General features: G+C 32.1%; 26 protein-coding genes and 4 tRNA genes. 12 read left to right on the top strand and 18 right to left on the bottom strand.

What is annotated here, in order from left to right; all coding sequences use genetic code 11:
- Window positions 1-25 precede the first annotated feature (25 nt).
- The 15 genes from ACY2IJ_RS11830 to ACY2IJ_RS11760 form a co-directional block, all read right to left on the bottom strand.
- Window positions 26-1,351, bottom strand: a complete 1,326-nt coding sequence (locus tag ACY2IJ_RS11830) for a UDP-glucose dehydrogenase family protein (protein ID WP_476724571.1) — start codon at window positions 1,349-1,351, stop codon at window positions 26-28.
- A gap of 60 nt (window positions 1,352-1,411) precedes the next feature.
- Window positions 1,412-2,692, bottom strand: a complete 1,281-nt coding sequence (locus ACY2IJ_RS11825) for a nucleotide sugar dehydrogenase (protein WP_476724570.1) — start codon at window positions 2,690-2,692, stop codon at window positions 1,412-1,414.
- Between the two features lie 67 nt (window positions 2,693-2,759).
- Window positions 2,760-3,731: a Gfo/Idh/MocA family protein gene (locus tag ACY2IJ_RS11820; protein ID WP_476724569.1), complete on the bottom strand. Its 972-nt coding sequence runs from the start codon at window positions 3,729-3,731 to the stop codon at window positions 2,760-2,762.
- Window positions 3,732-3,841: 110 nt separating this feature from the next.
- Window positions 3,842-3,919: transfer RNA gene (locus tag ACY2IJ_RS11815), tRNA-Val, on the bottom strand.
- A gap of 24 nt (window positions 3,920-3,943) precedes the next feature.
- Window positions 3,944-4,021, bottom strand: a tRNA-Val gene (locus tag ACY2IJ_RS11810).
- A 57-nt stretch (window positions 4,022-4,078) separates the two neighbouring features.
- Window positions 4,079-5,101: a mannose-1-phosphate guanylyltransferase gene (locus tag ACY2IJ_RS11805; RefSeq protein WP_476724568.1), complete on the bottom strand. Its 1,023-nt coding sequence runs from the start codon at window positions 5,099-5,101 to the stop codon at window positions 4,079-4,081.
- Between the two features lie 6 nt (window positions 5,102-5,107).
- Window positions 5,108-6,136 carry an NAD-dependent epimerase gene (locus ACY2IJ_RS11800; RefSeq protein WP_476724567.1) on the bottom strand — a complete coding sequence of 343 codons (1,029 nt, stop codon included), beginning with the start codon at window positions 6,134-6,136 and terminating at the stop codon, window positions 5,108-5,110.
- A gap of 88 nt (window positions 6,137-6,224) precedes the next feature.
- Window positions 6,225-7,460: a bifunctional folylpolyglutamate synthase/dihydrofolate synthase gene (locus tag ACY2IJ_RS11795; RefSeq protein ID WP_476724566.1), complete on the bottom strand. Its 1,236-nt coding sequence runs from the start codon at window positions 7,458-7,460 to the stop codon at window positions 6,225-6,227.
- Between the two features lie 60 nt (window positions 7,461-7,520).
- Window positions 7,521-8,354: an energy transducer TonB gene (locus ACY2IJ_RS11790; RefSeq protein WP_476724565.1), complete on the bottom strand. Its 834-nt coding sequence runs from the start codon at window positions 8,352-8,354 to the stop codon at window positions 7,521-7,523.
- A 4-nt stretch (window positions 8,355-8,358) separates the two neighbouring features.
- Window positions 8,359-8,751, bottom strand: a complete 393-nt coding sequence (locus ACY2IJ_RS11785; RefSeq protein ID WP_476724564.1) for an ExbD/TolR family protein — start codon at window positions 8,749-8,751, stop codon at window positions 8,359-8,361.
- Window positions 8,752-8,811: 60 nt separating this feature from the next.
- Entirely contained in the window at window positions 8,812-9,495 is a 684-nt protein-coding gene (locus ACY2IJ_RS11780; RefSeq protein WP_476724563.1) for a MotA/TolQ/ExbB proton channel family protein, read from the bottom strand.
- Window positions 9,496-9,604: 109 nt separating this feature from the next.
- A complete protein-coding gene (gene nhaB, locus ACY2IJ_RS11775; RefSeq protein ID WP_476724562.1) occupies window positions 9,605-11,068 on the bottom strand; it encodes a sodium/proton antiporter NhaB in 1,464 nt (487 codons plus the stop codon).
- 208 nt (window positions 11,069-11,276) lie between these two features.
- Window positions 11,277-12,347 carry an anhydro-N-acetylmuramic acid kinase gene (locus tag ACY2IJ_RS11770; RefSeq protein ID WP_476724561.1) on the bottom strand — a complete coding sequence of 357 codons (1,071 nt, stop codon included), beginning with the start codon at window positions 12,345-12,347 and terminating at the stop codon, window positions 11,277-11,279.
- Between the two features lie 65 nt (window positions 12,348-12,412).
- Window positions 12,413-12,498: transfer RNA gene (locus ACY2IJ_RS11765), tRNA-Leu, on the bottom strand.
- Between the two features lie 32 nt (window positions 12,499-12,530).
- A tRNA-Leu gene (locus tag ACY2IJ_RS11760) sits at window positions 12,531-12,616 on the bottom strand.
- A 250-nt stretch (window positions 12,617-12,866) separates the two neighbouring features.
- Here ACY2IJ_RS11760 and cyoE point away from each other — a divergent pair.
- The 11 genes from cyoE (at window position 12,867) to ACY2IJ_RS11705 (ending at window position 20,438) form a co-directional block, all read left to right on the top strand.
- On the top strand, window positions 12,867-13,766 hold the full coding sequence (gene cyoE, locus ACY2IJ_RS11755) for a heme o synthase (protein WP_476724560.1): 900 nt from the start codon (window positions 12,867-12,869) through the stop codon (window positions 13,764-13,766).
- On the top strand, window positions 13,767-14,354 hold the full coding sequence (locus ACY2IJ_RS11750; RefSeq protein WP_476724559.1) for a cytochrome c oxidase subunit 3: 588 nt from the start codon (window positions 13,767-13,769) through the stop codon (window positions 14,352-14,354). It abuts the gene before it with no gap.
- Window positions 14,355-14,414: 60 nt separating this feature from the next.
- Window positions 14,415-15,389: a cytochrome c oxidase subunit 3 gene (locus tag ACY2IJ_RS11745; protein WP_476724558.1), complete on the top strand. Its 975-nt coding sequence runs from the start codon at window positions 14,415-14,417 to the stop codon at window positions 15,387-15,389.
- Between the two features lie 36 nt (window positions 15,390-15,425).
- On the top strand, window positions 15,426-15,770 hold the full coding sequence (locus tag ACY2IJ_RS11740; protein WP_476724557.1) for a cytochrome C oxidase subunit IV family protein: 345 nt from the start codon (window positions 15,426-15,428) through the stop codon (window positions 15,768-15,770).
- A gap of 73 nt (window positions 15,771-15,843) precedes the next feature.
- Entirely contained in the window at window positions 15,844-16,497 is a 654-nt protein-coding gene (locus ACY2IJ_RS11735; RefSeq protein WP_476724556.1) for a hypothetical protein, read from the top strand.
- Window positions 16,487-17,185 (top strand): SCO family protein, encoded by a 699-nt coding sequence (locus ACY2IJ_RS11730; protein WP_476724555.1) that lies wholly within the window; start codon window positions 16,487-16,489, stop codon window positions 17,183-17,185. The genes ACY2IJ_RS11735 and ACY2IJ_RS11730 overlap by 11 nt, the downstream gene beginning before the upstream one ends.
- A gap of 1 nt (window position 17,186) precedes the next feature.
- Complete coding sequence (locus ACY2IJ_RS11725; RefSeq protein WP_476724554.1) at window positions 17,187-17,699, top strand: DUF420 domain-containing protein; 513 nt, start codon at window positions 17,187-17,189, stop codon at window positions 17,697-17,699.
- A gap of 1 nt (window position 17,700) precedes the next feature.
- On the top strand, window positions 17,701-17,916 hold the full coding sequence (locus tag ACY2IJ_RS11720) for a hypothetical protein (protein ID WP_476724553.1): 216 nt from the start codon (window positions 17,701-17,703) through the stop codon (window positions 17,914-17,916).
- A 2-nt stretch (window positions 17,917-17,918) separates the two neighbouring features.
- On the top strand, window positions 17,919-18,704 hold the full coding sequence (gene rsmA, locus ACY2IJ_RS11715; protein ID WP_476724552.1) for a 16S rRNA (adenine(1518)-N(6)/adenine(1519)-N(6))-dimethyltransferase RsmA: 786 nt from the start codon (window positions 17,919-17,921) through the stop codon (window positions 18,702-18,704).
- Entirely contained in the window at window positions 18,685-20,034 is a 1,350-nt protein-coding gene (gene mgtE, locus ACY2IJ_RS11710; protein WP_476724551.1) for a magnesium transporter, read from the top strand. Before rsmA ends, mgtE begins: the two co-directional genes overlap by 20 nt.
- Before the next feature lie 2 nt (window positions 20,035-20,036).
- On the top strand, window positions 20,037-20,438 hold the full coding sequence (locus ACY2IJ_RS11705) for an EamA family transporter (protein WP_476724550.1): 402 nt from the start codon (window positions 20,037-20,039) through the stop codon (window positions 20,436-20,438).
- Here ACY2IJ_RS11705 and ACY2IJ_RS11700 read toward each other — a convergent pair.
- The 3 genes from ACY2IJ_RS11700 to xrtF are packed head-to-tail and all read right to left on the bottom strand — an operon-like array spanning window position 20,435 to window position 22,376.
- Window positions 20,435-21,337, bottom strand: coding sequence for an EamA family transporter (locus ACY2IJ_RS11700; RefSeq protein ID WP_476724549.1), 903 nt, complete (start codon window positions 21,335-21,337; stop codon window positions 20,435-20,437). The two genes, ACY2IJ_RS11705 and ACY2IJ_RS11700, sit on opposite strands and share 4 nt — an antisense overlap.
- Before the next feature lie 57 nt (window positions 21,338-21,394).
- Window positions 21,395-21,838 carry an exosortase F system-associated membrane protein gene (locus ACY2IJ_RS11695; RefSeq protein ID WP_476724548.1) on the bottom strand — a complete coding sequence of 148 codons (444 nt, stop codon included), beginning with the start codon at window positions 21,836-21,838 and terminating at the stop codon, window positions 21,395-21,397.
- Window positions 21,831-22,376, bottom strand: a complete 546-nt coding sequence (gene xrtF / locus ACY2IJ_RS11690; protein WP_476724547.1) for an exosortase family protein XrtF — start codon at window positions 22,374-22,376, stop codon at window positions 21,831-21,833. Before xrtF ends, ACY2IJ_RS11695 begins: the two co-directional genes overlap by 8 nt.
- 147 nt (window positions 22,377-22,523) lie before the next feature.
- Between xrtF and purH the strand changes: the two genes are divergently transcribed.
- Window positions 22,524-24,050: a bifunctional phosphoribosylaminoimidazolecarboxamide formyltransferase/IMP cyclohydrolase gene (gene purH, locus ACY2IJ_RS11685; protein WP_476724546.1), complete on the top strand. Its 1,527-nt coding sequence runs from the start codon at window positions 22,524-22,526 to the stop codon at window positions 24,048-24,050.
- Window positions 24,051-24,093 lie beyond the last annotated feature (43 nt).

The following is a 24,093-nucleotide window of genomic DNA, read 5'->3' as shown; positions in this document are numbered from 1 at the left end:
AGTTGTTTTTATATTTTAGTTTTGACTATGCTTTTCCTATTTGGTAGTATTCAAAACCATCTTTTTCTATTTCAAAAGCTCCGTATTGATTTCTTCCATCAAAAATAACAGGTGTTTTTAACAACGATTTGATTTCCATAAAATCTGGAGACCTAAATTCTTTCCACTCTGTTAACAAAATCATCGCATCTGCATTTTCTAAAGCAGCGTATTTTGATGTTACGTATTGAATTCCTTCTACTCCTTTTAAGTAACACTCTTGAGCTTCGTGCATTGCTTTTGGATCGTATGCATTAATTTTAGCTCCTCTTTTCACCAATTCGTTTACTACATAAATGGCTGGTGCTTCACGCATGTCATCGGTTCCTGGTTTAAAAGATAATCCCCACAATCCAAATGTATATCCTGTTAAATCTTCTCCAAACTTTGCTACAATTTTATTTGAGATCACAAACTTTTGAGCATCATTTACATCTTCTACAGAGGTAATTAATTTTGCTTTGTATCCGTTTTCTTCGGCTATTTTCTTTAGTGCTTTTACATCTTTAGGAAAACAAGATCCTCCGTAACCTGCACCTGGATATATAAAACTATAACCTATTCTATTGTCTGACCCAATACCAATTCTTACTTTGTTTGCATCAGCCCCTACTTTTTCACAAATATTAGCAATCTCATTCATAAATGAAATTTTAGTTGCCAACATTGCATTGGCTGCATATTTGGTCATTTCTGCAGACCTAATATCCATTTCAATCAATCGATCATGATTGTGCGTAAATGTAGAATACAATTTTCTCATAATCTTAAACGCTTCTTCAGAATCTGCTCCTACAACAACTCTATCTGGTTTCATAAAATCGTTTACAGCTGCTCCTTCTTTTAAGAATTCAGGATTTGAAACTACATAAAACTCTATGTCAACTCCTCTTTTGTCTAACTCTGCTTGAATGGTTGCTTTTACTTTATCTGCAGTTCCAATTGGCACAGTAGATTTGTCTATTACTACTAGAGGTTTGGTCATTTCTTGACCTATTTGTTTAGCTACAGCTAATACATATTGTAAATCTGCAGAACCATCATCACCCATAGGAGTTCCTACAGCAATAAATGCAACTTCAGAGTCATGTAAACCATCTTTAATAGCAGTACTAAAGTGTAAGTTTCCAAGATCTACATTCTTTTTTACCAAAGGCTCTAAACCAGGTTCATAAATAGGTATAATTCCGTTTTTTAAGTTTTCTACTTTTTTTTGGTCTATATCTATACACGTTACTTTATTCCCCATTTCGGAAAAACATGTACCTGTTACCAAACCTACATATCCTGTACCTACTACTGTAATATTCATGTTCTATTAATTTACTATTTAAGGCATAACACCTTTCTTTAATATATTTATTTTTAAAACTTATAACTTAGCGTTCGCTACATCTTTATCTAAAACTCCTTTAACATCGTACACCACCCCTTCAGGAACTAATATTTTTTTTAAGTCTAAACTTAACAACTCTTGATGAGCCACTGCCAATACAACAGCTTCGTAAGTTGTAATTGGAAAATTATTTAAAACCTCTAAATTGTACTCGTGCTTTACTTCTTGCTTGCTCGCTAAAGGATCGTATACATCTACTTGTAAACCATATTCTTTTAACTCGCTAATAACGTCTACTACTTTTGTATTTCTAACATCTGGACAATTTTCCTTAAAAGTAATTCCTAGCACTAATACCTTAGCACCTTTTACCTTTATGTTATTGTGAATTAAAAGTTTCGTTACCTGTGCAGCTACATAAGCTCCCATGCTATCATTCATACGTCTACCTGCCAAAATAATTTCTGGATGGTATCCGTACTCTTGCGCTTTTTGTGCCAAGTAGTAAGGATCTACTCCAATACAGTGTCCTCCTACCAAACCTGGTTTGAATGGTAAAAAGTTCCATTTGGTTCCGGCAGCCTCTAAAACATCGTGCGTATTGATGTCCATTAAATTGAATATTTTAGCCAACTCGTTTACAAACGCAATGTTAATATCTCTTTGTGAGTTTTCTATGACCTTAGCCGCTTCGGCTACCTTAATTGTTGGGGCTAAATGAGTACCTGCAACAATAACCGATTTGTACACTTCGTCTATTTTTTTACCTATTTCTGGTGTTGATCCAGAGGTTACTTTCAATATTTTTTCTACGGTGTGTAATTTATCTCCCGGATTGATTCTTTCTGGAGAATATCCTGCGTAAAAATCTTTGTTAAATTCCAATCCTGATGTTTTTTCTAACACAGGAATACAATCTTCTTCCGTAGCTCCTGGATACACTGTAGATTCATACACTACAATGTCTCCTTTTTTCAAGACAGCTCCTACGGTTTCACTTGCTTTGATTAATGGTGTTAATACAGGTCTATTATTTTTGTCTACTGGTGTTGGAACTGTAATTACGTAAAAATTACAATCTTTTAATTCTTCTAAATTATCGGTACAATAAAGTCCTTTTTCACCTTCTTTTGGTTCACAATTTATTAACACTCCTTTTAAAGTGTCCGAATCTACTTCTAGTGTAAAATCATTTCCTTCTCTTAAATCAGAAACTCTTTTTTTATGAATATCAAATCCTACAGTTGCATATTTGGTTGCAAACAATCTTGCCAATGGAAGACCTACATATCCTAAACCTATCACCCCTATTTTCATACTCTTTTTTTTTGAATTGACAAATATAACTTAAAACTCCTAAACCTATGTTAAACAATCATGATATTTAAGCAAAAGGATGTTTATATTTTGGTAAATAAAACATTTTATGAACTTTTTCTTTTTTTGGAGTTTCTATCTCCGCACTTCTTATTTGTTGTACTATTTTAATAGAGTTCATAGCATCATCCAAACCAAAACCTTTTCCTTCTAAAATTGATTTGTAACTTTCTGTGTGCAACTCTGTAAAACCTCCACTAAATTCAATTTCGGTACCATCTACTGTTATAGATCTATAAGTTCTTTGACCTTTGGCTTTAATTTCTTCGGGTACCAATTCGTAATTGATAGACAAAAACCATTTAACTCTTGCTTTTTCAAACTCCAAATACCCAGAAGATCTATCGTGCGTATGCTCATACACAACATTCTGTTTTAAACCGCCAAACACCCAAGCCAACATGTCAAAAAAATGCACTCCAATATTAGAAGCTATCCCACCTGATTTGGCAAGATCTCCTTTCCAAGATGCATAATACCATTTTCCTCTAGAAGTTAAGTAGGTTAAATCAACATCAAACACTTTTCCTTCTGGTGCATTTTCTACCTGCTTTTTTAAATCTAAAATAGCTTGATGATGACGTAACTGTAATATGGTATATATTTTCTTTCCTGTTTCTTGTTCTATAGCTTTCAAAGCCTCTATATTCCAAGGATTTAAAACCAATGGTTTTTCACAAATAGCATTAGCTCCAGACCTTAAAGCCATTCTAATATGAGCATCATGTAAATAATTAGGTGTACAAATACTTACATAATCCAACTTAACCCCTTCTTCTCTTTTTAGTTTTTCAACATGTCTATCAAACCTTTCAAACTCTACAAAAAAAGATGACTCAGGAAAATAAGAATCTATAATCCCAACACTATCGTTTTTATCTAACGCAGCCAACAATTCATTTCCGGTATCTTTAATTGCTTTTAAATGTCTTGGAGCTATATACCCTGCTGCTCCTAACAATGCGAAATTTTTCTTCATACTTTTTTAATAGCTATTTTATAGCTACAGCTACCAAATATAGAAAAAGAGATGTGAGTAATAAAACCTTTAAAAACAAAAAAAGTCCACTTCTAAAAAGAAATGGACTTTGGTGGGCAATGAGGGATTCGAACCCCCGACCCCCTCGGTGTAAACGAGGTGCTCTGAACCAACTGAGCTAATTGCCCTTAATTGTTATACTAAGGTATATTTGGTGGGCGATGAGGGATTCGAACCCCCGACCCCCTCGGTGTAAACGAGGTGCTCTGAACCAACTGAGCTAATCGCCCTTAGCGGGTGCAAATATAGAGCTTTATTCTAGATAAAAACAAATTTTTTAAGAAAAATTACAATAATTTTTCATCTTTTTCTCCTGCGTATTCTCGTACCTGCTTTACCTCTTCACTTTTATCCTTAGTAATCAACAAAATACAGTCTTCCGACTCTATTAAGACAATATGATCAATTCCTCTAGTTGCATAAACTGGCTTGGAACACATGGCATAAGAATTTACTATGTTTTCTCCTTTTACCATTTCAAACAACTCATCATTATGAAAATCTTTGGCATAAGATATCAAGGAATCAAAAGACCCCAAGTCTGACCAAATAAAGTGAGATTTTACCATTTTAATAATTTTTGATTTTTCTAAAACCGCAAAATCAATACTATCTTCTGGAATATTCTCCATTTCTTTTTTAGGAATGTAACCTTCTTCATTTTTTTCAAAAGCTGCTACAGAAGCTTCATAAATATCGGGTTGGTATTTTTTTATTTCATTTAAAAAAACAGAAGCTTTAAAACAAAACATTCCGCTATTCCAACAAAACTTACCTGATCTTATGTATTTAATAGCCAAATCTTGATTAGGCTTTTCTCTAAAAGATTTTACATTTTCTCCTTTATACTCTATATAGCCATAACCTGTTTCTGGCTTTAATGGTTGAATTCCAAAAGTTGTAATACTCCCTTCTTTTGCTAATCGTATAGCATTACTCACCGAAATCTCATACTCTTGTTCATCTCCAATCATATGATCGGAAGGCGTGATGAACATAATATCGTCCGGCTCTAAACTTAAAGCCGCTAAAGTAATAGCAGGGGCTGTATTCCTTCCTACCGACTCAATAATTTTTTTATTTACTGTAATCCCCAATTCTTTGGATTGCTGATCTGCCATTGCCAATTGAGTTTCATTGGTAACCAACATATAATCATCTACAAAAGACTTGTTTCTCAACATTGTATATTGAAACAAAGACTTTCCTTCAAAAATTTGAAGAAATTGCTTGGGACTTTTTTTTCTAGAAATAGGCCATAATCTGGAACCTACCCCTCCACTTAAAATAACATTAACTATTTTAGCCATTCAGTTTTATTTGATATTATTATAGACTTTGTACCAATCTATAAATTTTTTCACACCTTCTTCTATTGATGTGTTAGGGCTATAATTGTAGTCTTTAATTAAATCTGTTACATCAGCCCATGTTTTAGCTACATCTCCTGGCTGCATGTCCATCATAATTTTTTCTGCTTCCTTCCCTAAATTCTTTTCAATATTTTCGATATAATCTGTTAATTTAACAGAGTTATTATTCCCAATATTATATACTTTGTAAAGTTCTTTGTTTTTTGCTCTTGTATCTACCTCTCCTTCAATAATTCTCATTACCCCCTGTACAATATCACCTACGTATGTAAAGTCTCTTTCCATTTTTCCATGGTTGAATACTTTTATAGGATGATTGTTTCTAATTCCTTCTGCAAATAAATAGGCTGCCATATCTGGTCTTCCCCAAGGTCCGTATACCGTAAAAAATCTTAATCCTGTTGTGGCAAACCCAAATAAATGAGAATAGGTATGAGCCATTAGTTCATTACTTTTTTTAGAAGCTGCATACAAACTAATAGGAGTATCTACGGTATCTTTTGTAGAGAATGGTATTTTAGAATTCAACCCATAAACACTAGAGCTACTTGCATACACCATGTGTTTTACTCCCGTATTCCTACAAGCTTCTAATAAATTCACATACCCTACAATATTACTATCTACATATGCATGTGGATTTTCTATACTGTAACGAACTCCTGCTTGTGCTGCCAAATTACAGATTACTTCAAATTTTTCTGCTTCAAAAAGACCATTAATCGCCTCTCTATCTTCTAAGTTGATTCTCAAAAATTTAAAATCTGATGTTTTATTAGAAACAACTTCATTTCCAAATTCAGAGGCACTCTCTCTATCAATACCTAGTTCTGACAATCTAGCAAACTTAAGATTTACGTCATAATAGTCATTAATATTATCAATACCAACTACTTGATGACCTCTACTTAGCAATAGTGTAGACAAATGAAATCCTATAAAACCTGCTGCTCCTGTAACTAAAATTTTCATGTATTGTTTCTATATTTTGATTGACAAATATATAATATTGTTTTTTAGCCAACTCTTTTTAAGATTAGCTTTTGGTTAAAAAACACTATTAACATTGTTTTAGTAAAGTTAAGTAATCTGCAACTACAAAGGTACTACCTCCTACATAAATTAAATCTTTATTTGTTGCATTTGTAGTAGCCATATTTACAGCTGCTTCTACAGAACTATATGCTTCTCCTTTTAAAGAAAACTCAATGGCATTTTCTTTTAATAATTGTTGATGCAAACCTCTAGCAATGGAGGGTTTTGTAAAATAATAAATAGCTTGTTTTGGCAATAAAGGCAATACGGATTTTAGATCTTTATCATCTACCACTCCAAAAACTATGTGTAATTGATGAAATTCTTCTTTTGTTAATTGCTCTAAAACCAAAGAAATCCCTTCTTTGTTGTGCCCTGTATCGCATATTATTTTAGGGTTTTCTTGCACCGTTTGATACCTACCTAACAACCCCGTATTTTGCACTACTTTAGACAAACCTTTTTTTATAGCATGTTCTGAAATTTGCCAACCTAATTGTTGCAAAACTTTTAGGGTCTTAATAACTGTTTTTAAATTGTGTTTTTGATAAGCTCCCTTCAATTCACAATCAAACAACACTTCTGGCAATTCAAAAGCTTTGTGTAACATTGCATTTTTCTGACTAGCTATTTCCTCAAAAACAGAATAAGTTTCAGGATGATACTCTCCTATTACCACAGGTTTATTTTGTTTGATAATCCCACCTTTTTCAGCAGCAATTAACGGCAGAGTATTTCCTAAAAACTGGGTATGATCTAAACCAATATTGGTAATTACTGCAACTAATGAATCTACCACATTTGTAGAATCTAATCGACCTCCTAAACCTGTTTCTAGAACTACAAAATCGGTATTAGACTCCCTAAAATACTCAAAAGCCAATCCGACTGTCATTTCAAAAAAAGACAAAGAATTTTGCTCAAAAAAAGTTTGGTGTTTTGCCACAAATGCAACAATGTATTCCTCTGGTATTTCTAAACCATTAATTTTAATTCGTTCTCTAAAATCTATCAAATGCGGAGACGTGTACAAGCCTGTTTTATAACCTTGCTCTTGCAACACAGAAGCCAACATATGGCTTGTTGATCCTTTTCCATTGGTTCCTGCTACATGAATTGCTTGAATTTCTTTTTCTGGATTCCCTAAATAATCCATTAACAACCATGTGTTTGATAAATCTTTTTTATAAGCCTTTGCACCTACTTTTTGATACATTGGCAATTGGTGAAACAACCAATCTAAAGTTTCTTGATAATTCATATATAGTACTGAGTACTGTGTATTAAGTTTTTAGTAGCTATTGCTGACTTTTGTATTTACTTATTCAGAAAGAATAAATTTATAACGTATTAATCCCACTTGCTTATTGGGTGCATTTCCATCAGGATTCCATTTTGTGGCCAAAGCCGCTTTTTTGGCAGGTTCTAACAAACAAGGATTGTTATTGGTAGTTCCTTTTACTCCAGGAGTTGCTGCAATTACCCTTCCATTTACATCCACCTCAATTCTAACCACCACAATTCCCTCTTCATTGCATTCAGGTTTTCGAATAGGTTTTGACAAAGCTCTTCTACCTTTCAATTGATAGTTTCCATCTCCTCCCAAACCATTATTCCCATAATACTTTTGACTATTTGGCTCTCCAGAAGCACTCCCTTTTACTCCATCTACATTGTCATCACCTTCACTTTCTGCCGTTTTTCCTGATGATTTTTTACCAAACAAACTATTTAATGCATTTTGAGTTTCTTTGGTTGGAGTGGGTTTTTCAGGGACTTCTTTTTTTACAGAATTTTTAGGAATTTGTTTTTTTTCTACGGTTTTTACCTCCCCTTGTTTTGCATGTTTAGTTTCTTTAATTACAGGAGCCTCTTCTGAGGTTTGGGTCACAACTTTTTCTTCTATTGGACTTGTTTTTTTTACAACTTCCTGAACAGTACTTGTTTGTTCTTTTATGGGACTAGATTTGATACTTTCATTCAATTTAGGTTTTCCAGAACCCAATTCAGAAGTTCCAAAATTTATAGCCACACCATATTCTTCTGGCGGATCCAAATACCTTAAGCCACAAAAAAACACCAGTATTAATAAAACTGCTGTAAACAAAGTAGTTGCAATAGCTGCTTGTTTTTGATATGTTGTTTTAAAAATCATAAAATTATTGACCTTTAACCGCTAAAATCATTTTGATTTTATTTCTGTTCGCAATATCAATCACACTCATTATATTTTTATAAGCCGATTCATGATCTCCTCTTATTACAAGTGTTCCTTGATTGTCTGATGAAAATCTTGTAAGCAATGTATTTTCTAATTGATTGAATTCTACACGATCTGCATCTACATAATAACTTCCATCTTTAGTAATAGAAACAGAAATGACTCCTTTATTCTCTGTTTTTCCACCTGCTTTTGGCAACAAAACATCTATGGCATTTACAGTAACCAAAGTAGATGCCAACATAAAGAAGATCAACAGCAAGAAAACAATATCTGTCATTGACGACATGTTAAAATCTGCACTTACTTTATTTCTACTTCTAATGTTCATTTTTTACTACTTTTTCTGTTTACTATTTTTAACCACCACACTTACTAACAACCTGCTCTTTTAAACAGGCTCGTTTAACAAGTCTAAAAACTCTACAGATTTTGCTTCCATTTGATACACAACTTTATCGGTTCTTACCACCAAATGATTGTATGCAATATATGAGATAATCCCAACAATTAACCCGCCCACTGTAGTGGTCATTGCAGTATACAATCCATCAGACAACATTTTTATGTCTATTTGCCCACCTGCATTTGCAATTTCATGAATAGATACAATCATACCTATAACAGTTCCTAAAAAACCAATCATAGGAGCAGCTCCAGAAATCGTTGCCAATACACTTATGTTTTTTTCTAATTTGTATATTTCTAACTTTCCAGCATTCTCTATAGCTGTATTAATATCTTCTAAGGGTTTTCCAATTCTAGAAATTCCTTTTTCTATTAAATTTGCAACCGGAGTATCTATTTTAGAACACAAACTTTTAGCACCATCAATATTACCAATACTAATTTGCTCTTTAATTTGATTCATAAAGTTTTTATCTTCTTTGCTTGCTGCTTTAATCGCCAAAAAACGTTCTACATATATGTAAACAGCCACAATTAACAATAGAAATAGAATTCCCATAATAATTTGACCACCAACTCCACCATCCATAATTAATTCTATTATAGATAGTGTTTTTTCTTGACTTACCTCTGCAACGGGTAAAACTTCTTCTTGATTTTGGACCATAATATAAACTCTTAATTTATGTAACGAAAATACAATTTATTATTGCACAACTACAAACAAAAAAAGGAACCTCTGTAAGGTTCCTTTTTTATATGATTTGATCTTTTTTTTATAAAATAACTCTCACCATTATATAACCTACACCTCCTAATACAATTGTATAAGGTAAGGCCATTTTTACCATGGTTCCGTAAGACAAGTTGATTAACGGTGCCAACGCAGAGGTTAATAAAAATAAAAACGCAGCTTGACCATTTGGTGTTGCTACACTTGGCAAGTTTGTACCGGTATTAATAGCAATTGCTAAATGCTCAAAATGCTCTCTATCTATTACTCCTGATTTGAACGCATTTTGCACCTCTCCAATGTATACGGTTGCCACAAATACGTTATCACTAATTGCAGACAACACACCATTTGCTATATAAAACAACCCTGGTTGAGATTCTGGACTTTGCTCTAATGCCCAATGGATAATTGGCGAGAACAAGTGCTGATCGTGAATCATAGCAACTACAACAAAGAAAACTACTAACAATCCTGTAAAAGGCAATGCTTCTTCAAAAGCATGTCCTAACTGATGTTCTTCTGTAATTCCCATAAAAGCTGTTTGTAAAATAATTAATGCCAATCCTATAAAACCTACAGGAGCTAAGTGCAATGCCAACCCTGCTATTAATAACAATGCTGCTATTCCTTGAACTTTTAATGCATATTTTTCTTTTGCTGTTCTTTTTGCTTCTTCTTCTTGCGTGTAAGATTGAATAATTTGATCTGCTATTTTTGGCAATTTACCACCAAAACCAAATGCTCCTGTTAACTCTAACACAACTGTAGTTAACAATCCACAAACTAAAACAGGCATTGTAATTGGAGACATTTTTACGAAAAACTCAATAAAATCCCAACCCATTCTTTCTCCTATCAACAAGTTTTGTGGCTCTCCAACCAACGTACAAACTCCTCCTAATGCAGTTCCTACCACACCATGCATAATTAAACTTCTTAAGAAACTTCTGAATTGCTCTAAAGTTTCTCCGCTTAATTCTTTTCTATCCAACACACCATCATTATTAAAGTCTTCTGCACTTGAGTGTATTTTATGATAAATACCATAAAAACCAACAGCAACACTAATTAATACTGCCGTTACTGTTAAAGCATCTAAAAAGGCAGATAATATTGCCGACAAGAATACAAACAACAATGATAAAATTACTTTTGATTTTATTTTTGTGAAGATTTTACTAAAAATATACATCAATAATGGTTTCATAAAATAGATACCTGCGACCATAAAGACTAACAACAACACAACTTCTAAGTTTTGATCTACTTCATGATACGCATTTTCTGGTGATGTTAATCCTAATGCTATAATTTCTATTGCTAACAAACCTCCAGATTGTAATGGGTAACACTTTAATGCCATTGCCAACGTAAAAATAAACTCAGCAATAAACAACCAAGCTCCTACGTGTGGAAAATAAATAGATATTGGAATATTGATCAGTAAAAAAAAGATCATAACAAGTTTGAACCATTTTGGACTAGAGCCTAAAAAATATTTCATTGTATTTTATTTTTTTAAAATTCGGTAGCTAAAATAACATTTTAATAGTTTCACTAGGTATTTATACTTGTTAAAAATTCAGTAAACAACGCTAAACAACAATAATTTAACAAAGCCTGCTTAATTTTATAAATATTTAACAAAATAATTAACACCTATTTAACTCATCTATAAAATCATTTCCCATAAAAGCTGTCTCTAAAACAACTCAATCATCACCTTTGTAAATAAGCCCTGAAGAGTGATTTTTAACAGCCCCTGTTACACTAGCCAAGCAATTTACTTTATTTTCTACCCTTAACTTTCCTAGCAAAGCAAAAATTAAAGCCTCTTTATAGTCTATCAAAACACCACTGGGCACCACTAGATTTAAATTAGCATTATGCGCTTGAATTCGTTCTAACAAAAATGTATGATAAGCACCTCCTCCTGTAATAAAAACAGTCCCATTAGCCAATTGACCTGCTATTTGAATTGCAATATGTTCTACATAAGTCCTTAGTACATCTACTGTTTTTAAATTATACTTTAATAAAATAGGTGTTATGTTTTGCTGTACAAATTCCACTCCTAACGACTTTGGTTTTTGAATAGTGTAGAAGTCTAACTTATTAAGCTCTGCTAACAATTTTTCATGGACACTTCCTTGCTTAGACAATTTTCCTTTATCATCGTAAGAACAACCCAATTGATTGGCATAATAATTCAGAACTGTGTTTACTGGACATATATCAAAAGCTTTTCTTACTCCATTATCTGCATAAGACACATTAGAAAAACCTCCTAAATTTAAACAATAATCATACTCAGAAAATAAAAATGCATCTCCTATAGGCACCAATGGAGCTCCTTGACCTCCTAAATTCACATCTTGTGTTCTAAAATCGTATACTGTTTTTACACCTACTTTTTTATATATTTCTTTACCACAACCTATTTGTAAAGTATATTTTATTTCTGGCTGATGATGAACTGTGTGGCCATGAGAAGCGATAAAATCTAATTTTGAGATTTTATAAGTTTTGATAAAATCTAAAATTAACGTTCCAAAATAAACACCTAAATCTGTATTTAAACGTAGTAATTCTGGAGATCCTTTAGGGATTAGAGAAACATTTTGCAGTTGATTGTACCAAAAACTAGAATAAGCTATAGTGGTACTTGCTAACATTTCAAAAGCATTGTTGTCTGTAAATTTCACCCAAACCAAATCTACTCCATCTAAAGAAGTACCAGACATTAGGCCTATTACAAAAGTTTCTTTTTTAGCAGTTTTCATGTTGTAAATCTACTCGCTTTCTCTAAAAAACAAAAGCCTCACCGATTTAAATCGATGAGGCTTTGTACTCAAGATGGGACTTGAACCCATACGGGCATTTCTGCCCACTGGATTTTAAGTCCAGCGTGTCTACCAATTCCACCACTTGAGCGTGTGTAAACTTATAATTGTTAAAAAACTTTGTACTCAAGATGGGACTTGAACCCATACGGGCATTTCTGCCCACTGGATTTTAAGTCCAGCGTGTCTACCAATTCCACCACTTGAGCATTCAGTTTACACTAAATATTTGGTATGTTTTATTTTTTAACTAAGAACGTATGCATTTCTGTAAATGCGAGTGCAAATATAAGAGATATTTCTTTTCTCAAAAAAATAAAATCATGTTTTTTTTAAAGTTTTTTTATTTCCTCACATTATGCAACTTAAAACCAGATGTTAATTAAATGTAAAACTTCAATTTATACGTAAATTTAATCCCTATCTTTGCAAAAAAAATTAGAACCTTAAAAAAACTAAATGTCAAATACCGATACTTCTTTGGTGCCGTCTAAAAACACTTTTTTAAGCGATTTTAAACAACTTACCAAATTTGGTCTTTCTTTAAGTGTTGTTTTTTCGGCTGTAGCAGGATATTTACTAGCAGCCCAAACAATTAATTATACAACGGTCGCGTTGCTATCTATAGGTGGTTATTTAATGGTGGGAGCTTCTAATGCTTTTAATCAAATTATAGAAAAAGATGTAGACAAACTAATGAAAAGGACTCAAAACAGACCTTTGCCTACAGGACGATATGATTTAAAAACAGCTATGATTATTGCTGTTAGTTTTACCATTTTAGGATTGGGAATTCTCTATACAATTAATGAGAAAACAGCTTTGTTTGGTGCAATTTCTATTTTTCTATACACTTGTGCCTATACTCCTTTAAAAGGAATTACTCCACTAGCTGTTTTTGTGGGAGCGTTTCCAGGGGCTATTCCTTTTATGTTAGGATGGGTGGCTGCCACCGATCAGTTTGGTATAGAAGCAGGTATTTTATTTATGATTCAGTTCTTTTGGCAATTCCCTCATTTTTGGGCTATTGGTTGGTTAGGTCATGATGAATATTTAAAAGCAGGGTATAATTTATTACCCATGGGTAAAAGAGACAGAAAAGCTGTAATTCAGATTTTAATATATACGGTAATGCTTATTTTTGCCTCTATTATTCCCGTATTTCAAAAAACAGGAAGTTTTTATATATACCCTGCTACGGCAGTTATTATATTTTTAAGTGGATGTGTAATTTTATACTATGGAATTTTACTGTATAAAGATCTTAGCAAAGAAACTGCCAAGAAATTAATGCTTGCCAGTGTATTTTACATAACAGCCATTCAAATTATTTACATAATAGATAAATTTTTACACTAAATGGATCAAGCAATAAACGTTAAAGCAGAATTAAGAACAGGTAGAAAAAAAACAGCAAAACCTATGTTATGGATTTCTTTGGTAAGTATGACCATGATGTTTGCTGGATTGGTAAGTGCCTATGTAATTAGTAGTAACAGAGAAGACTGGGTTTCTTTTGAATTACCAAACTCTTTAGTTACCAGTACCTACTTAATTGTAATTAGTAGTATTAGTATACACTTAGCTATGTATTTTGGTAAAAAAAACAAAGCCAACATTACTTCGTTCTTATTATTAATCACTTTAGGATTGGGAATAGGTTTTGTGATATCTCAATTTAATGGTTTTGCAGAATTAAAAAATTCTGGGTTGTTTTTTACAGGACCTACTAGCTTGATATCATCATCTATGCTAATGGTGATTGTCTTTGCACATTTATTACATATTTTTGTAGCTATTGTTATATTAATTGTAATGCTTGTAAAACAATTATTAGGTAAATACAACAACGGCAATACCTTAGGTCTAGAATTAGGGACTATTTTTTGGCACTTTTTAGATTTACTATGGATTATACTATTTTTATTCTTTTATTTTAATACTTAATCTAAATTTATAAATTTGCCACTCGAACGAAAACCGAACAAATAAACAACAACAATACTTATGAAAGCAACAACTGCTGATCAGAACACAAACGTATGGGAAGGTGGAGCTACTAGACCATTAGGGGCTAGTTATGGAAAAATGATGATGTGGTTCTTCATTTTATCTGATGCATTAACTTTTGCAGGATTTTTAGCTGCCTACGGACTAACTCGTTACAAATTTATTGACATTTGGCCTATTGCCGATGAAGTATTTACACACTTTCCGCTTTTTCATGGAACTTATCCAATGTATTATGTTGCATTGATGACGTTCATTTTAATTTTCTCATCTGTAACAATGGTACTGGCTGTTGATGCAGGTCATCAAATGAAGAAAAACAAAGTAATTACTTACATGTTTTTAACAATTATTGGTGGTTTGGTCTTTGTTGGATCACAAGCTTGGGAATGGAAAAACTTTATCAAAGGAGAATTTGGTGCTGTTCAATTAAAAGACGGTAAAATTATTCAATTTGTAAACTACGATGGAAAACAAATTGCCTTAGAAGATTTTGCAACTCCAAACAACCCTGTGATAGAACACACTCGTGAAAACGGACTTTGGTTCACAAAAGGAGAAACAACTTACGAATACACTACTGCTGGTATTATTGAAGATTTTAAACACAATCCTGAAGTAGGAATTCGTTTAGAAAAAATAAATCCAGAAACAAAACAAAAAATAGTTATTCTTAACAAAGCAGAAGCGTTAAAGTTTTTAGAACAATCTTCTAGAGTTGTTAGAGGTGCTAACCTAGAAGTTAACGAATATGGATCTAGTCAATTTGCTGATTTCTTTTTCTTTATTACAGGATTCCACGGTTTTCACGTATGTTCAGGGATTGCTTTAAACATTATTATTTTTGTAAATGTTTTATTAGGAACTTACGAAAGAAGAGGACACTATGAAATGGTAGAAAAAGTTGGATTGTACTGGCACTTTGTAGATTTAGTGTGGGTATTTGTATTTACATTCTTCTACCTAGTTTAATTAATAATAAAAAGACAGCATTCATATTTATATATTATGGGACAACACGAATCAAACACTAAATTAATCTGGAAAGTTTTCGGATTCTTATCATTAGTAACAATTATAGAGGTAATCTTAGGTATTATTAAACCTCATGGTTTACACTACACTAACTTTTTAGGAACCTCTTTATTAAACTGGATTTTTATTATTTTAACAATTGTAAAGGCAGCTGGAATTATGTGGTATTTCATGCACATGAATCACGAGCGTAAAAACTTTGTAAACTCTATTATTATTCCTTTAATAATATTAATTCCTTATTTGGTTACTTTATTATTAATAGAAGGTAGTTATTTACACGATACTTTAGCACCTTACATAAACTGGAAATACTAGTTTAACAGGTATTATGACAATATTTAAAAGGTGGATTTATCCACCTTTTTTGGTATTCTAACCTCAACTTATTATGAAGAAAAAAATCATCCTATCGCTTTTGTTTATTGGACCTTTAGCTTTTTTTATATTTTTATCCTTAGGTGAAGTTAACTTTATTCCATGCAAAACCTTTCAAACAAATATTGTAGATATAACTGATGTTAAACAGAATAGTATTTCTTTTAAAAACAACATAAACGTTGTTACTTTTTTAGGAAAAAAACCTCAACAAAAAGACACCGAAATTTTTAATATTAACGAGGTTGTTTTTAAAAAATTAGCCAAATACACCAAGTTTCAAATGATCTCTTTTTACATAGGTAAAAACAATCCAGAGATTGAAATTATTAAAAAAAGATTGGCAAAAACCAATGGTAGTAAATTTTATAAATGGAAGTTTATTTGTTTAGATTCTATACAAACCACAACTCTTTACAATTCTCTTAAAACAAACACCTCTTTAGACAACAATTTAGCTGCAAACAAAGCGTTTATTGTAGATAAAAATAACAACCAAAGAGGTAGAACCGATGATGATAAAATTGGAGAAGATGTATTTGCTTACGACTTATCTTCTGTGAATGATTTAAAAAACAAATTGTTAACAGACACTCAAAATGTATTTTACGAATTAGAAGTTTCAACCACCTCAAGAAAAGAAAGATTAGGAAAAAATGAAAAATAAAAAGTTCTCATACATAGGCATTGTATTTATTATTTTAATTTTTGGAATTTTTGTAGTTAGAAATTACAAACACCATTTAGAACCTAGAAATACCAGATTAAATCACGTTCAAAAAAAACTTCCTACCTCTAGCGGTTTAGATTACTTTGTTGTAGATCATAAAAAACGTAAAATGCCAGATTTTACGCTTACCAATCAAAACAACCAAACAATTTCTAATATAGACTTTGAAGGAAAAGTATTTGTGGTAGAATTCTTTTTTACCACTTGCCCTTCTATCTGCCCAATTATGAATAAAAATATGCTAACTGTTGAAGAAACATATGGTGAACGTTCTGACTTTGGAATAGCATCTATTACAATAAACCCAACAGTAGACACTCCTTTAAAATTAAAAGAATATGCAGAAAACTACGGAGTAACTAGTTTAAACTGGCACTTTTTAACAGGAGATAGAGAGGAAATTTTTGAAATGGCTAACAAAGGATTAAATATTTTTGCAGGTATCAATCCTGAAGTTGAAGGTGGTTTTGAACATCAAGGTTTTTTTGCTTTGGTAGACAAAAACGGATACTTACGCTCTAGAAAAGACAATCATGGAAATCCTAAAATATTCTATCAAGGGTTAGAATTATCCGAAGTAAAAATGTTAAAAGAAGATATTCAATTATTATTAGACGAACAATAACATGAAAACAACCAACAATTACAAAAAACTCATCACTGTTTTATCAATAGTAATACCTGTAGCAGTAGCTATATTATTTAAGGTAAGATTACCGTTTGAACTACCCATATTCCTACCTCCTATTTATGCTACTATAAATGGATTTACAGCTATATTGTTAATTTTAGCAGTACTTGCCATTAAAAAAGGAAACATTAAAACACACGAAACTTATATAAAACTTGCCCTACTGTGTTCTGCATTGTTTTTGGTTATGTATGTATTGTATCACATGACTAGTGATTCTACCAAATATGGAGGTACCGGAGCAATTGCTTACATTTATTACTTTATTTTAATTTCACATATTATACTTTCAATTGCAGTAATTCCTTTGGTATTAACCACCTTTGTAAGAGGATTGAATCGTGATGATTTAAGACATAAAAAATTAGCAAAATACACGTTCCCTTTGTGGTTATATGTAGCCATTACTGGAGTAGTTGTATATCTAATGATTAACCCATACTACTAAAATGAAAAAACTACAATTTCTTATTTTATTTCTTTTTACAACAAACTTACTTAAGAGTTATGGACAATGTGCCATGTGTAAAGCTGTGGTAGAAAACGGAGATACTGGTTTGGCTAAAGGGCTAAACGATGGAATTGTAACTTTAATGATTATCCCCTATATTTTAGTAGCTATTGTTGCTCTTGTATTTTGGAAATACTATAAAAAAAACAACTAATTATGTCTGTAAGAGCCAAAAAACATTTAGGACAACACTTTTTAACCGATGAAAGTATTGCTCAAAAAATTGCTGATATACTATCAGAACAAGGATACCAAAACGTACTAGAAATTGGTCCTGGTATGGGGGTAATGACCAAATATTTGTTAGAAAAAAAATACACAACGCACGTTATAGAAATAGACGATGAATCTGTAGAATATTTACAAGCACATTATTTACATTTAGGCCCTAGAATATATGGGAAAGATTTTTTAAAAGTAGATCTTAAAGAACTTTTTAAAAACGAACAATTTGCCATCATAGGAAACTTTCCTTACAACATATCTAGTCAAATTGTTTTTAAAACCATAGAAAACAGAGAATTAATTCCTGAGTTTGGAGGAATGTTTCAAATGGAAGTTGCCAAAAGAATTTGCGCAGCACCCGGAAGCAAAACCTATGGAATTATATCGGTACTAACACAAGCATATTACGACACCGAATATTTATTTACCGTACCTCCAACCGTTTTTAACCCACCTCCAAAAGTAGATTCTGGAGTAATGGTAATGAAACGTAAAAAAGACTTATTCCTTTCTGTTCCCGATAGATTGTTTAAACATGTTGTAAAAACATCTTTTGGACAAAGACGTAAAACGTTAAGAAATAGTTTAAAAAGCCTAAACCTATCGGATGATTTAAGAACAAACCCTATCTTTGACAAACGTCCAGAGCAAGTATCTGTATCAGGATTTATTGAACTAACTGCTTTAATTGAACAAGATGGAATTTCAAATCAATAAAGACTTTATTATTCATTTGTCTGAACTTGTAGAACAAAACAAATTCAAACAAATCAAAGAAATTTTCAGTGAAGTCCACTATGCCGATTTAGCAGAACTTTTTGAAGAGGTAAACCCTGAATTAGCCGTTTCTATCATTAAAATATTAGACACCGATAAAACATCGGATGCTATTGTTGAACTAGATGAAGATATTCGTGAACACATTTTAAAAGGATTATCTTCTGATGAAATTGCCAAAGAGGTAGATGAACTAGACACTGATGATGCTGCCGATGTACTTTCTGAACTTTCCGAAGAACAAAAAGAAGAAGTCATTTCTAAAATAGAAGACGTAGAACACGCCAAAGATATTGTAGATCTTTTACGTTACGATGACGACACTGCTGGGGGATTAATGGGGAAAGAATTGGTCAAAGTAAACGAATCTTGGAGTAATATGCGAAGCATTAAAGAAATGCGTTTGCAAGCCGAAGAAGTTGAAAAAGTATACACCATTTATGTAGTAGATGACAACGATGTTTTAAAAGGTAGATTGTCTTTAAAAAGTTTGTTAACCACCTCTACAAAAACTTCGGTTAGTGAGGTTTACTCACCCTCTATTACCTCTGTTAAAGTTGATGACAAAGCCGAAGATGTTGCCAAAGTAATGCAAAAATACGATTTGGTAGTGGTTGCTGTGGTAGATGAAATGAATCGTTTGGTAGGACAAATTACCATTGATGATATTGTAGATATTATTATAGACGAAGCCAAAGAAGATTACCAAATGGCTGCCGGTATTACCGACGATGTAGAAGCAAGCGACTCTATTTTAGAATTGACAAGAGCTAGACTTCCTTGGTTAATTTTAGGTTTGCTTGGAGGATTGGGTGCGGCCGCTATTATGGGTAGTTTTGATGATACTTTAAGTAAATTTCCTGTTTTATTTTTCTTTACTCCACTAATTGCTGCTATGGGTGGAAATGTAGGGGTACAATCATCTGCTATTATTGTACAAGGATTGGCAAATAACAATATAAAAGGAAGTTTATGGAACCGATTGTTTAAAGAAATTGGACTTAGCTTAATTAATGGTATTGTTTTAGGCTGCTTGGTAATAGGTTACGGGTTTGTACAACATTTTGATATGCTAACTAGCATTACCATTGTTCTTTCTTTAATTATTGTAATTATTATTGCTGCATTAATAGGAACTTTTGTACCTATTATTTTACACAAAAGAGGAATAGATCCTGCATTGGCAACAGGTCCATTTATTACTACAAGTAATGATATTTTTGGAATCTTTATTTACTTTACCATTGCCAAATTAATATTACCTATATAAATATGGTTTCCATACTATATGCCTTAGCCGCTATGCTTCTTTTTGGTGTAGCTGTATTTTTCTACAAACAAGGAACCCCCTTTTTTTCAACAGGTTTGGGGGCTACTATTTTTATTTTGAGCCATATGTTGGTACTTGGAATATTATCTATTGTAGAAAAAACAAAGTACGATGCCAAACATTTTAAGTTTATAGCTATTGGTGGTGCTTTAGGAGGCTTGGCTCAGGTTTGCTTTTTTTTAGCCATGAAACATGGTAAATTAAGCACTGTAGTTCCTATTAGAAATTTAGCCTTGCTAATTACCATTGGATTAGGTGTTGCTTTTTTAGGCGAACAACTAACCCCCTTAAAAATTGCAGGAATCATTTTGGGACTAATTTCTGTAATATTGGTTAGTATTTAAGAACTATACAGTATACAAAACACACCAACTAAAATTCCTAACAACGGAATTAATTTCATTCTTCTGTTTTGTTCTTTAAAAATTAATCCTCCTATCAATACTGTAAATAATATTTGACTTCTTTTTACAGCAGACATAATCATAATTAAAGCTTCTGGATCTTGCAATCCTTTAAAATAAAAATAGTCTGCCAAAAAAATTAAGATTCCACTTGCAATAATCGTCCAATGCAAATGAAATTTACCCATTTTTTTCTTGTTAGGTCTGTACACAAACAAAACTAATAGTAGCATAAACAACGTTACATAAAAAAAGAACCACCACTGCACTGTCATTACTTCATAAGTCTTGTATTGAAACAAAAATTTATCATACAAACCACTTACCGATCCAAAAAAAGTAGCACCTACAATGGCTAAAATCCATTTGTTATTTTTAAAAACAATCCCTTCTTTTTTTCCTATTCTAGAGTAAAATATCATCGATATAATGATTAGAAAAAAACCAATCCATTGTAAAAGTTCTGGGCTTTCTTGGTAAATTACAACAGCACCTAAAAATGTAAAAAAAGGACCTGCCCCTCTTATGGGCGTAACAATAGTAATAGGTAAGTGCTTTAATGCATAAAAATTTAATATCCACGAGCAGGTCATTAATACAGATTTAATTCCTATTAAAAAATGATCATTTATAGATATTGTAGGCATATAAAATCCTATATTTTTCATTTGTTCTGCATAAAATATAGAACCAATAAAAGCAGGTAACAAAACCAGTAAACTAGTTGCATTAGACACCAGTAAAACCGGAAAAACAGCATTTCCTTTTACACTTTGCTTTCTAGACAAAGCATTAAAACTTAAAAACAAGGCAGCTAACAACCCATAATAAATCCACATAAACGTATAATTAGAGATGGCAAAAGTACAACCTAAAAAATGCTTATTGGAATTGTTTTACTCTAAATTAAAACGATAACGTTTTTTTAAAACGTATATAAAAGGAAATAGAACTATAATAAAAATAGGATGTATAATAAACCTTCTTACATAAAACGGAAACAAGTAACCTACTTCTAATTTAAAACCAATTAAACAGAAAAAAAGAAACGATAAAAAAAGGAATGCAATACCATAAAAACTTGCAATTGTTTTTAAAAAAGCTCTTCCTGTAAAAGCTACTTTAAGAATTAAAAAAGAGATTCCACTATTTAAAGAAAATCGGAACAAATAAGAAAAAAACAACTTTACATAATTTACCTCTGGCATTGGCTTTGTTAAATGATCGCTTTCAAAATAATTTAAAAAAGGATCATAAAACAAGTCGTATTCAAAAGCTCGCACCAAAACCAAGCAAAAGAACAAGAGTACAACAAGAATAATTCTAATTAACTTAGGCATGTTTTGTGTTTTTTAAGTTCGAAAAATAATTGACCCAAACAATCCACAGAATAAAAACATATCCGTAAATAATGGCCGGAAAAACCAAATCGTGAAACAACCACGTGTACTTAGGATAATGATGCATTCCGTATGTTAACACCACTATTCTAAAAATATTTACATAATAAATAGACAATGCTCCTACTACAGAAAACCACAACGTGTGTGTTAAACTTCCTTTAAATGCTATAATAAATGCAACAAAAAGTATGACAATACTTACAGAATTACAACCTTCTATAATTCCAACTATATAATCGCCATTAATAAACATATTTACACTCAATTCATCCAAATCTGGCTGTAGTACAACTCCTTGATGAAATACATTTAAAAAATATGCCGATTGTTCTGCAACATGAACTGTTAACGGATCGCAAATAAAAACAGGTGATTTGCTTTGTGTACTCATTAAAAACAATGAATACAACAAAAAAAGGAAAAAATAAGTTCCTAAAAACCGAAATAAAAACCACCAAATTTTTTTGTTCTTCATAGCTGCACTTTAATTTTAACACAAGAATAAAGTTAAAAATTAAATTGTACTCCATATTATAAAACTTTGATAATAAAGAAACTTTAAAATTGTTTACGCTTTGGAGTAGTTTTAGTAATTTTGCCTTTTTAATCGAAATTCACAAAAATGAGCACTACTAAGCAAGCTAAATCAGCTTTAATTTCAGTTTTTCACAAAGATGGTTTAGAACCAATTGTTAGAAAATTTAACGAGTTAGGAATTACTATTTACACAACTGGTGGAACTGAAAAATTCATTAGAGACTTAGGTATTGATTGTGTGGCTGTTGAAGACATTACTTCATATCCATCAATTTTAGGAGGACGTGTTAAAACCTTACACCCAAAAGTTTTTGGAGGTATTTTAAGCCGTAGAGACAACGATGGAGACAAAGCACAATTGGCTGAGTTTGAAATTCCAGAAATGGATATTGTTATTGTTGACTTGTATCCTTTTGAAAAAACAGTAGCAAGTGGTGCTCCTGAACAAGATATTATCGAAAAAATAGACATTGGTGGAATTTCTTTAATTAGAGCTGCTGCTAAAAACTTTAAAGATGTAATCTGTGTTTCATCAATGGAACAATACGATGAGTTTTTAAACATTATTTCTGCAGATAACGGAAATACAACTATAGAAGATCGTAAGCGTTTTTCTGCAAAAGCTTTTGCTGTTTCTAGCCACTACGATTCTGCTATCTATAACTACATGAACGAAGAGGAAAACAACTTCCGTCAATCTTTTGACAAAGTAACTCCTTTACGTTACGGAGAAAACCCTCATCAAAAAGGAGCTTTCTATGGTGATTTAGATGCTATGTTCGAAAAATTACACGGTAAAGAATTATCTTTTAACAACTTATTAGACGTAGATGCTGCTGTAAACTTAATCAACGAATTTAAAGGAGAAGCTCCAACTTTTGCTATTTTAAAACACAACAACGCTTGTGGATTTGCACAAAGAGAAACCTTAGCTAAGGCTTATGTAGATGCTTTAGCTGGTGACCCTACTTCTGCTTTTGGAGGAGTATTAATTGCTAACAAAACTATTGATGTAGCTACGGCAGAAGAAATTCACAAATTATTCTGCGAGGTAGTAATTGCACCTGCTTATGATGCTGCTGCTTTAGAAATTTTAAAAGGAAAGAAAAACAGAGTCATCTTAATTTTAAAAGATGTTGAGTTGCCTAAAATTTCTTACCGTACTGCATTAAACGGAGTGTTATTCCAAGATGCAAACTTAGTTACCGATAAAAAAGAAGATTTAAAAAACGTAACAGAAAAAGTGGTTACCGATGCACAAATAGACGATTTATTATTCGCTTCTAAAATTTGTAAGCATACCAAATCTAACACCATTATTTTAGTTAAGAACAAAACTTTGTGTGCAGGTGGTACAGGTCAAACCTCTAGAGTAGATGCTTTAGAACAGGCCATTGCCAAAGCAAATCACTTTCAGTTTGATTTGAAAGGTGCTGTAATGGCAAGTGATGCTTTTTTCCCTTTCCCAGACTGTGTAGAAATAGCTCACAAAGCAGGAATAGAAGCTGTAATTCAACCTGGTGGTTCTATTAAAGATCAATTATCTATTGATTATTGTAACGAAAACGGAATTGCAATGGTAATGACAGGAACTCGTCATTTCAAACATTAATTTGATTACATTTATAGAGTTAACATAGGAACTAAAAAAACAA

Source organism: Wenyingzhuangia gracilariae, assembly GCF_056387575.1.
The sequence above is the reverse complement of the archived record's forward strand: the minus strand, read 5'-3'. Positions and strand labels throughout refer to the sequence as shown.

Coding starts and splice junctions, on each gene's coding strand:
- ACY2IJ_RS11805 (WP_476724568.1), bottom strand. CDS start 5,101: ATGGCTAAAATAGTTAATGTTATTTTAAGTGGAGGGGTAGGTTCCAGA.
- ACY2IJ_RS11725 (WP_476724554.1), top strand. CDS start 17,187: ATGAAAACAACCAACAATTACAAAAAACTCATCACTGTTTTATCAATA.
- ACY2IJ_RS11820 (WP_476724569.1), bottom strand. CDS start 3,731: ATGAAGAAAAATTTCGCATTGTTAGGAGCAGCAGGGTATATAGCTCCA.
- ACY2IJ_RS11705 (WP_476724550.1), top strand. CDS start 20,037: ATGGTTTCCATACTATATGCCTTAGCCGCTATGCTTCTTTTTGGTGTA.
- ACY2IJ_RS11795 (WP_476724566.1), bottom strand. CDS start 7,460: ATGAATTATCAAGAAACTTTAGATTGGTTGTTTCACCAATTGCCAATG.
- ACY2IJ_RS11770 (WP_476724561.1), bottom strand. CDS start 12,347: ATGAAAACTGCTAAAAAAGAAACTTTTGTAATAGGCCTAATGTCTGGT.
- xrtF (WP_476724547.1), bottom strand. CDS start 22,376: ATGAAGAACAAAAAAATTTGGTGGTTTTTATTTCGGTTTTTAGGAACT.
- ACY2IJ_RS11735 (WP_476724556.1), top strand. CDS start 15,844: ATGAAGAAAAAAATCATCCTATCGCTTTTGTTTATTGGACCTTTAGCT.
- ACY2IJ_RS11700 (WP_476724549.1), bottom strand. CDS start 21,337: ATGTGGATTTATTATGGGTTGTTAGCTGCCTTGTTTTTAAGTTTTAAT.
- nhaB (WP_476724562.1), bottom strand. CDS start 11,068: ATGAAATATTTTTTAGGCTCTAGTCCAAAATGGTTCAAACTTGTTATG.
- ACY2IJ_RS11720 (WP_476724553.1), top strand. CDS start 17,701: ATGAAAAAACTACAATTTCTTATTTTATTTCTTTTTACAACAAACTTA.
- ACY2IJ_RS11830 (WP_476724571.1), bottom strand. CDS start 1,351: ATGAATATTACAGTAGTAGGTACAGGATATGTAGGTTTGGTAACAGGT.
- ACY2IJ_RS11825 (WP_476724570.1), bottom strand. CDS start 2,692: ATGAAAATAGGGGTGATAGGTTTAGGATATGTAGGTCTTCCATTGGCA.
- ACY2IJ_RS11790 (WP_476724565.1), bottom strand. CDS start 8,354: ATGATTTTTAAAACAACATATCAAAAACAAGCAGCTATTGCAACTACT.
- mgtE (WP_476724551.1), top strand. CDS start 18,685: ATGGAATTTCAAATCAATAAAGACTTTATTATTCATTTGTCTGAACTT.
- ACY2IJ_RS11730 (WP_476724555.1), top strand. CDS start 16,487: ATGAAAAATAAAAAGTTCTCATACATAGGCATTGTATTTATTATTTTA.
- ACY2IJ_RS11800 (WP_476724567.1), bottom strand. CDS start 6,136: ATGAAAATTTTAGTTACAGGAGCAGCAGGTTTTATAGGATTTCATTTG.
- cyoE (WP_476724560.1), top strand. CDS start 12,867: ATGTCAAATACCGATACTTCTTTGGTGCCGTCTAAAAACACTTTTTTA.
- ACY2IJ_RS11740 (WP_476724557.1), top strand. CDS start 15,426: ATGGGACAACACGAATCAAACACTAAATTAATCTGGAAAGTTTTCGGA.
- rsmA (WP_476724552.1), top strand. CDS start 17,919: ATGTCTGTAAGAGCCAAAAAACATTTAGGACAACACTTTTTAACCGAT.
- ACY2IJ_RS11750 (WP_476724559.1), top strand. CDS start 13,767: ATGGATCAAGCAATAAACGTTAAAGCAGAATTAAGAACAGGTAGAAAA.
- ACY2IJ_RS11780 (WP_476724563.1), bottom strand. CDS start 9,495: ATGGTCCAAAATCAAGAAGAAGTTTTACCCGTTGCAGAGGTAAGTCAA.
- ACY2IJ_RS11695 (WP_476724548.1), bottom strand. CDS start 21,838: ATGCCTAAGTTAATTAGAATTATTCTTGTTGTACTCTTGTTCTTTTGC.
- ACY2IJ_RS11785 (WP_476724564.1), bottom strand. CDS start 8,751: ATGAACATTAGAAGTAGAAATAAAGTAAGTGCAGATTTTAACATGTCG.
- ACY2IJ_RS11745 (WP_476724558.1), top strand. CDS start 14,415: ATGAAAGCAACAACTGCTGATCAGAACACAAACGTATGGGAAGGTGGA.
- purH (WP_476724546.1), top strand. CDS start 22,524: ATGAGCACTACTAAGCAAGCTAAATCAGCTTTAATTTCAGTTTTTCAC.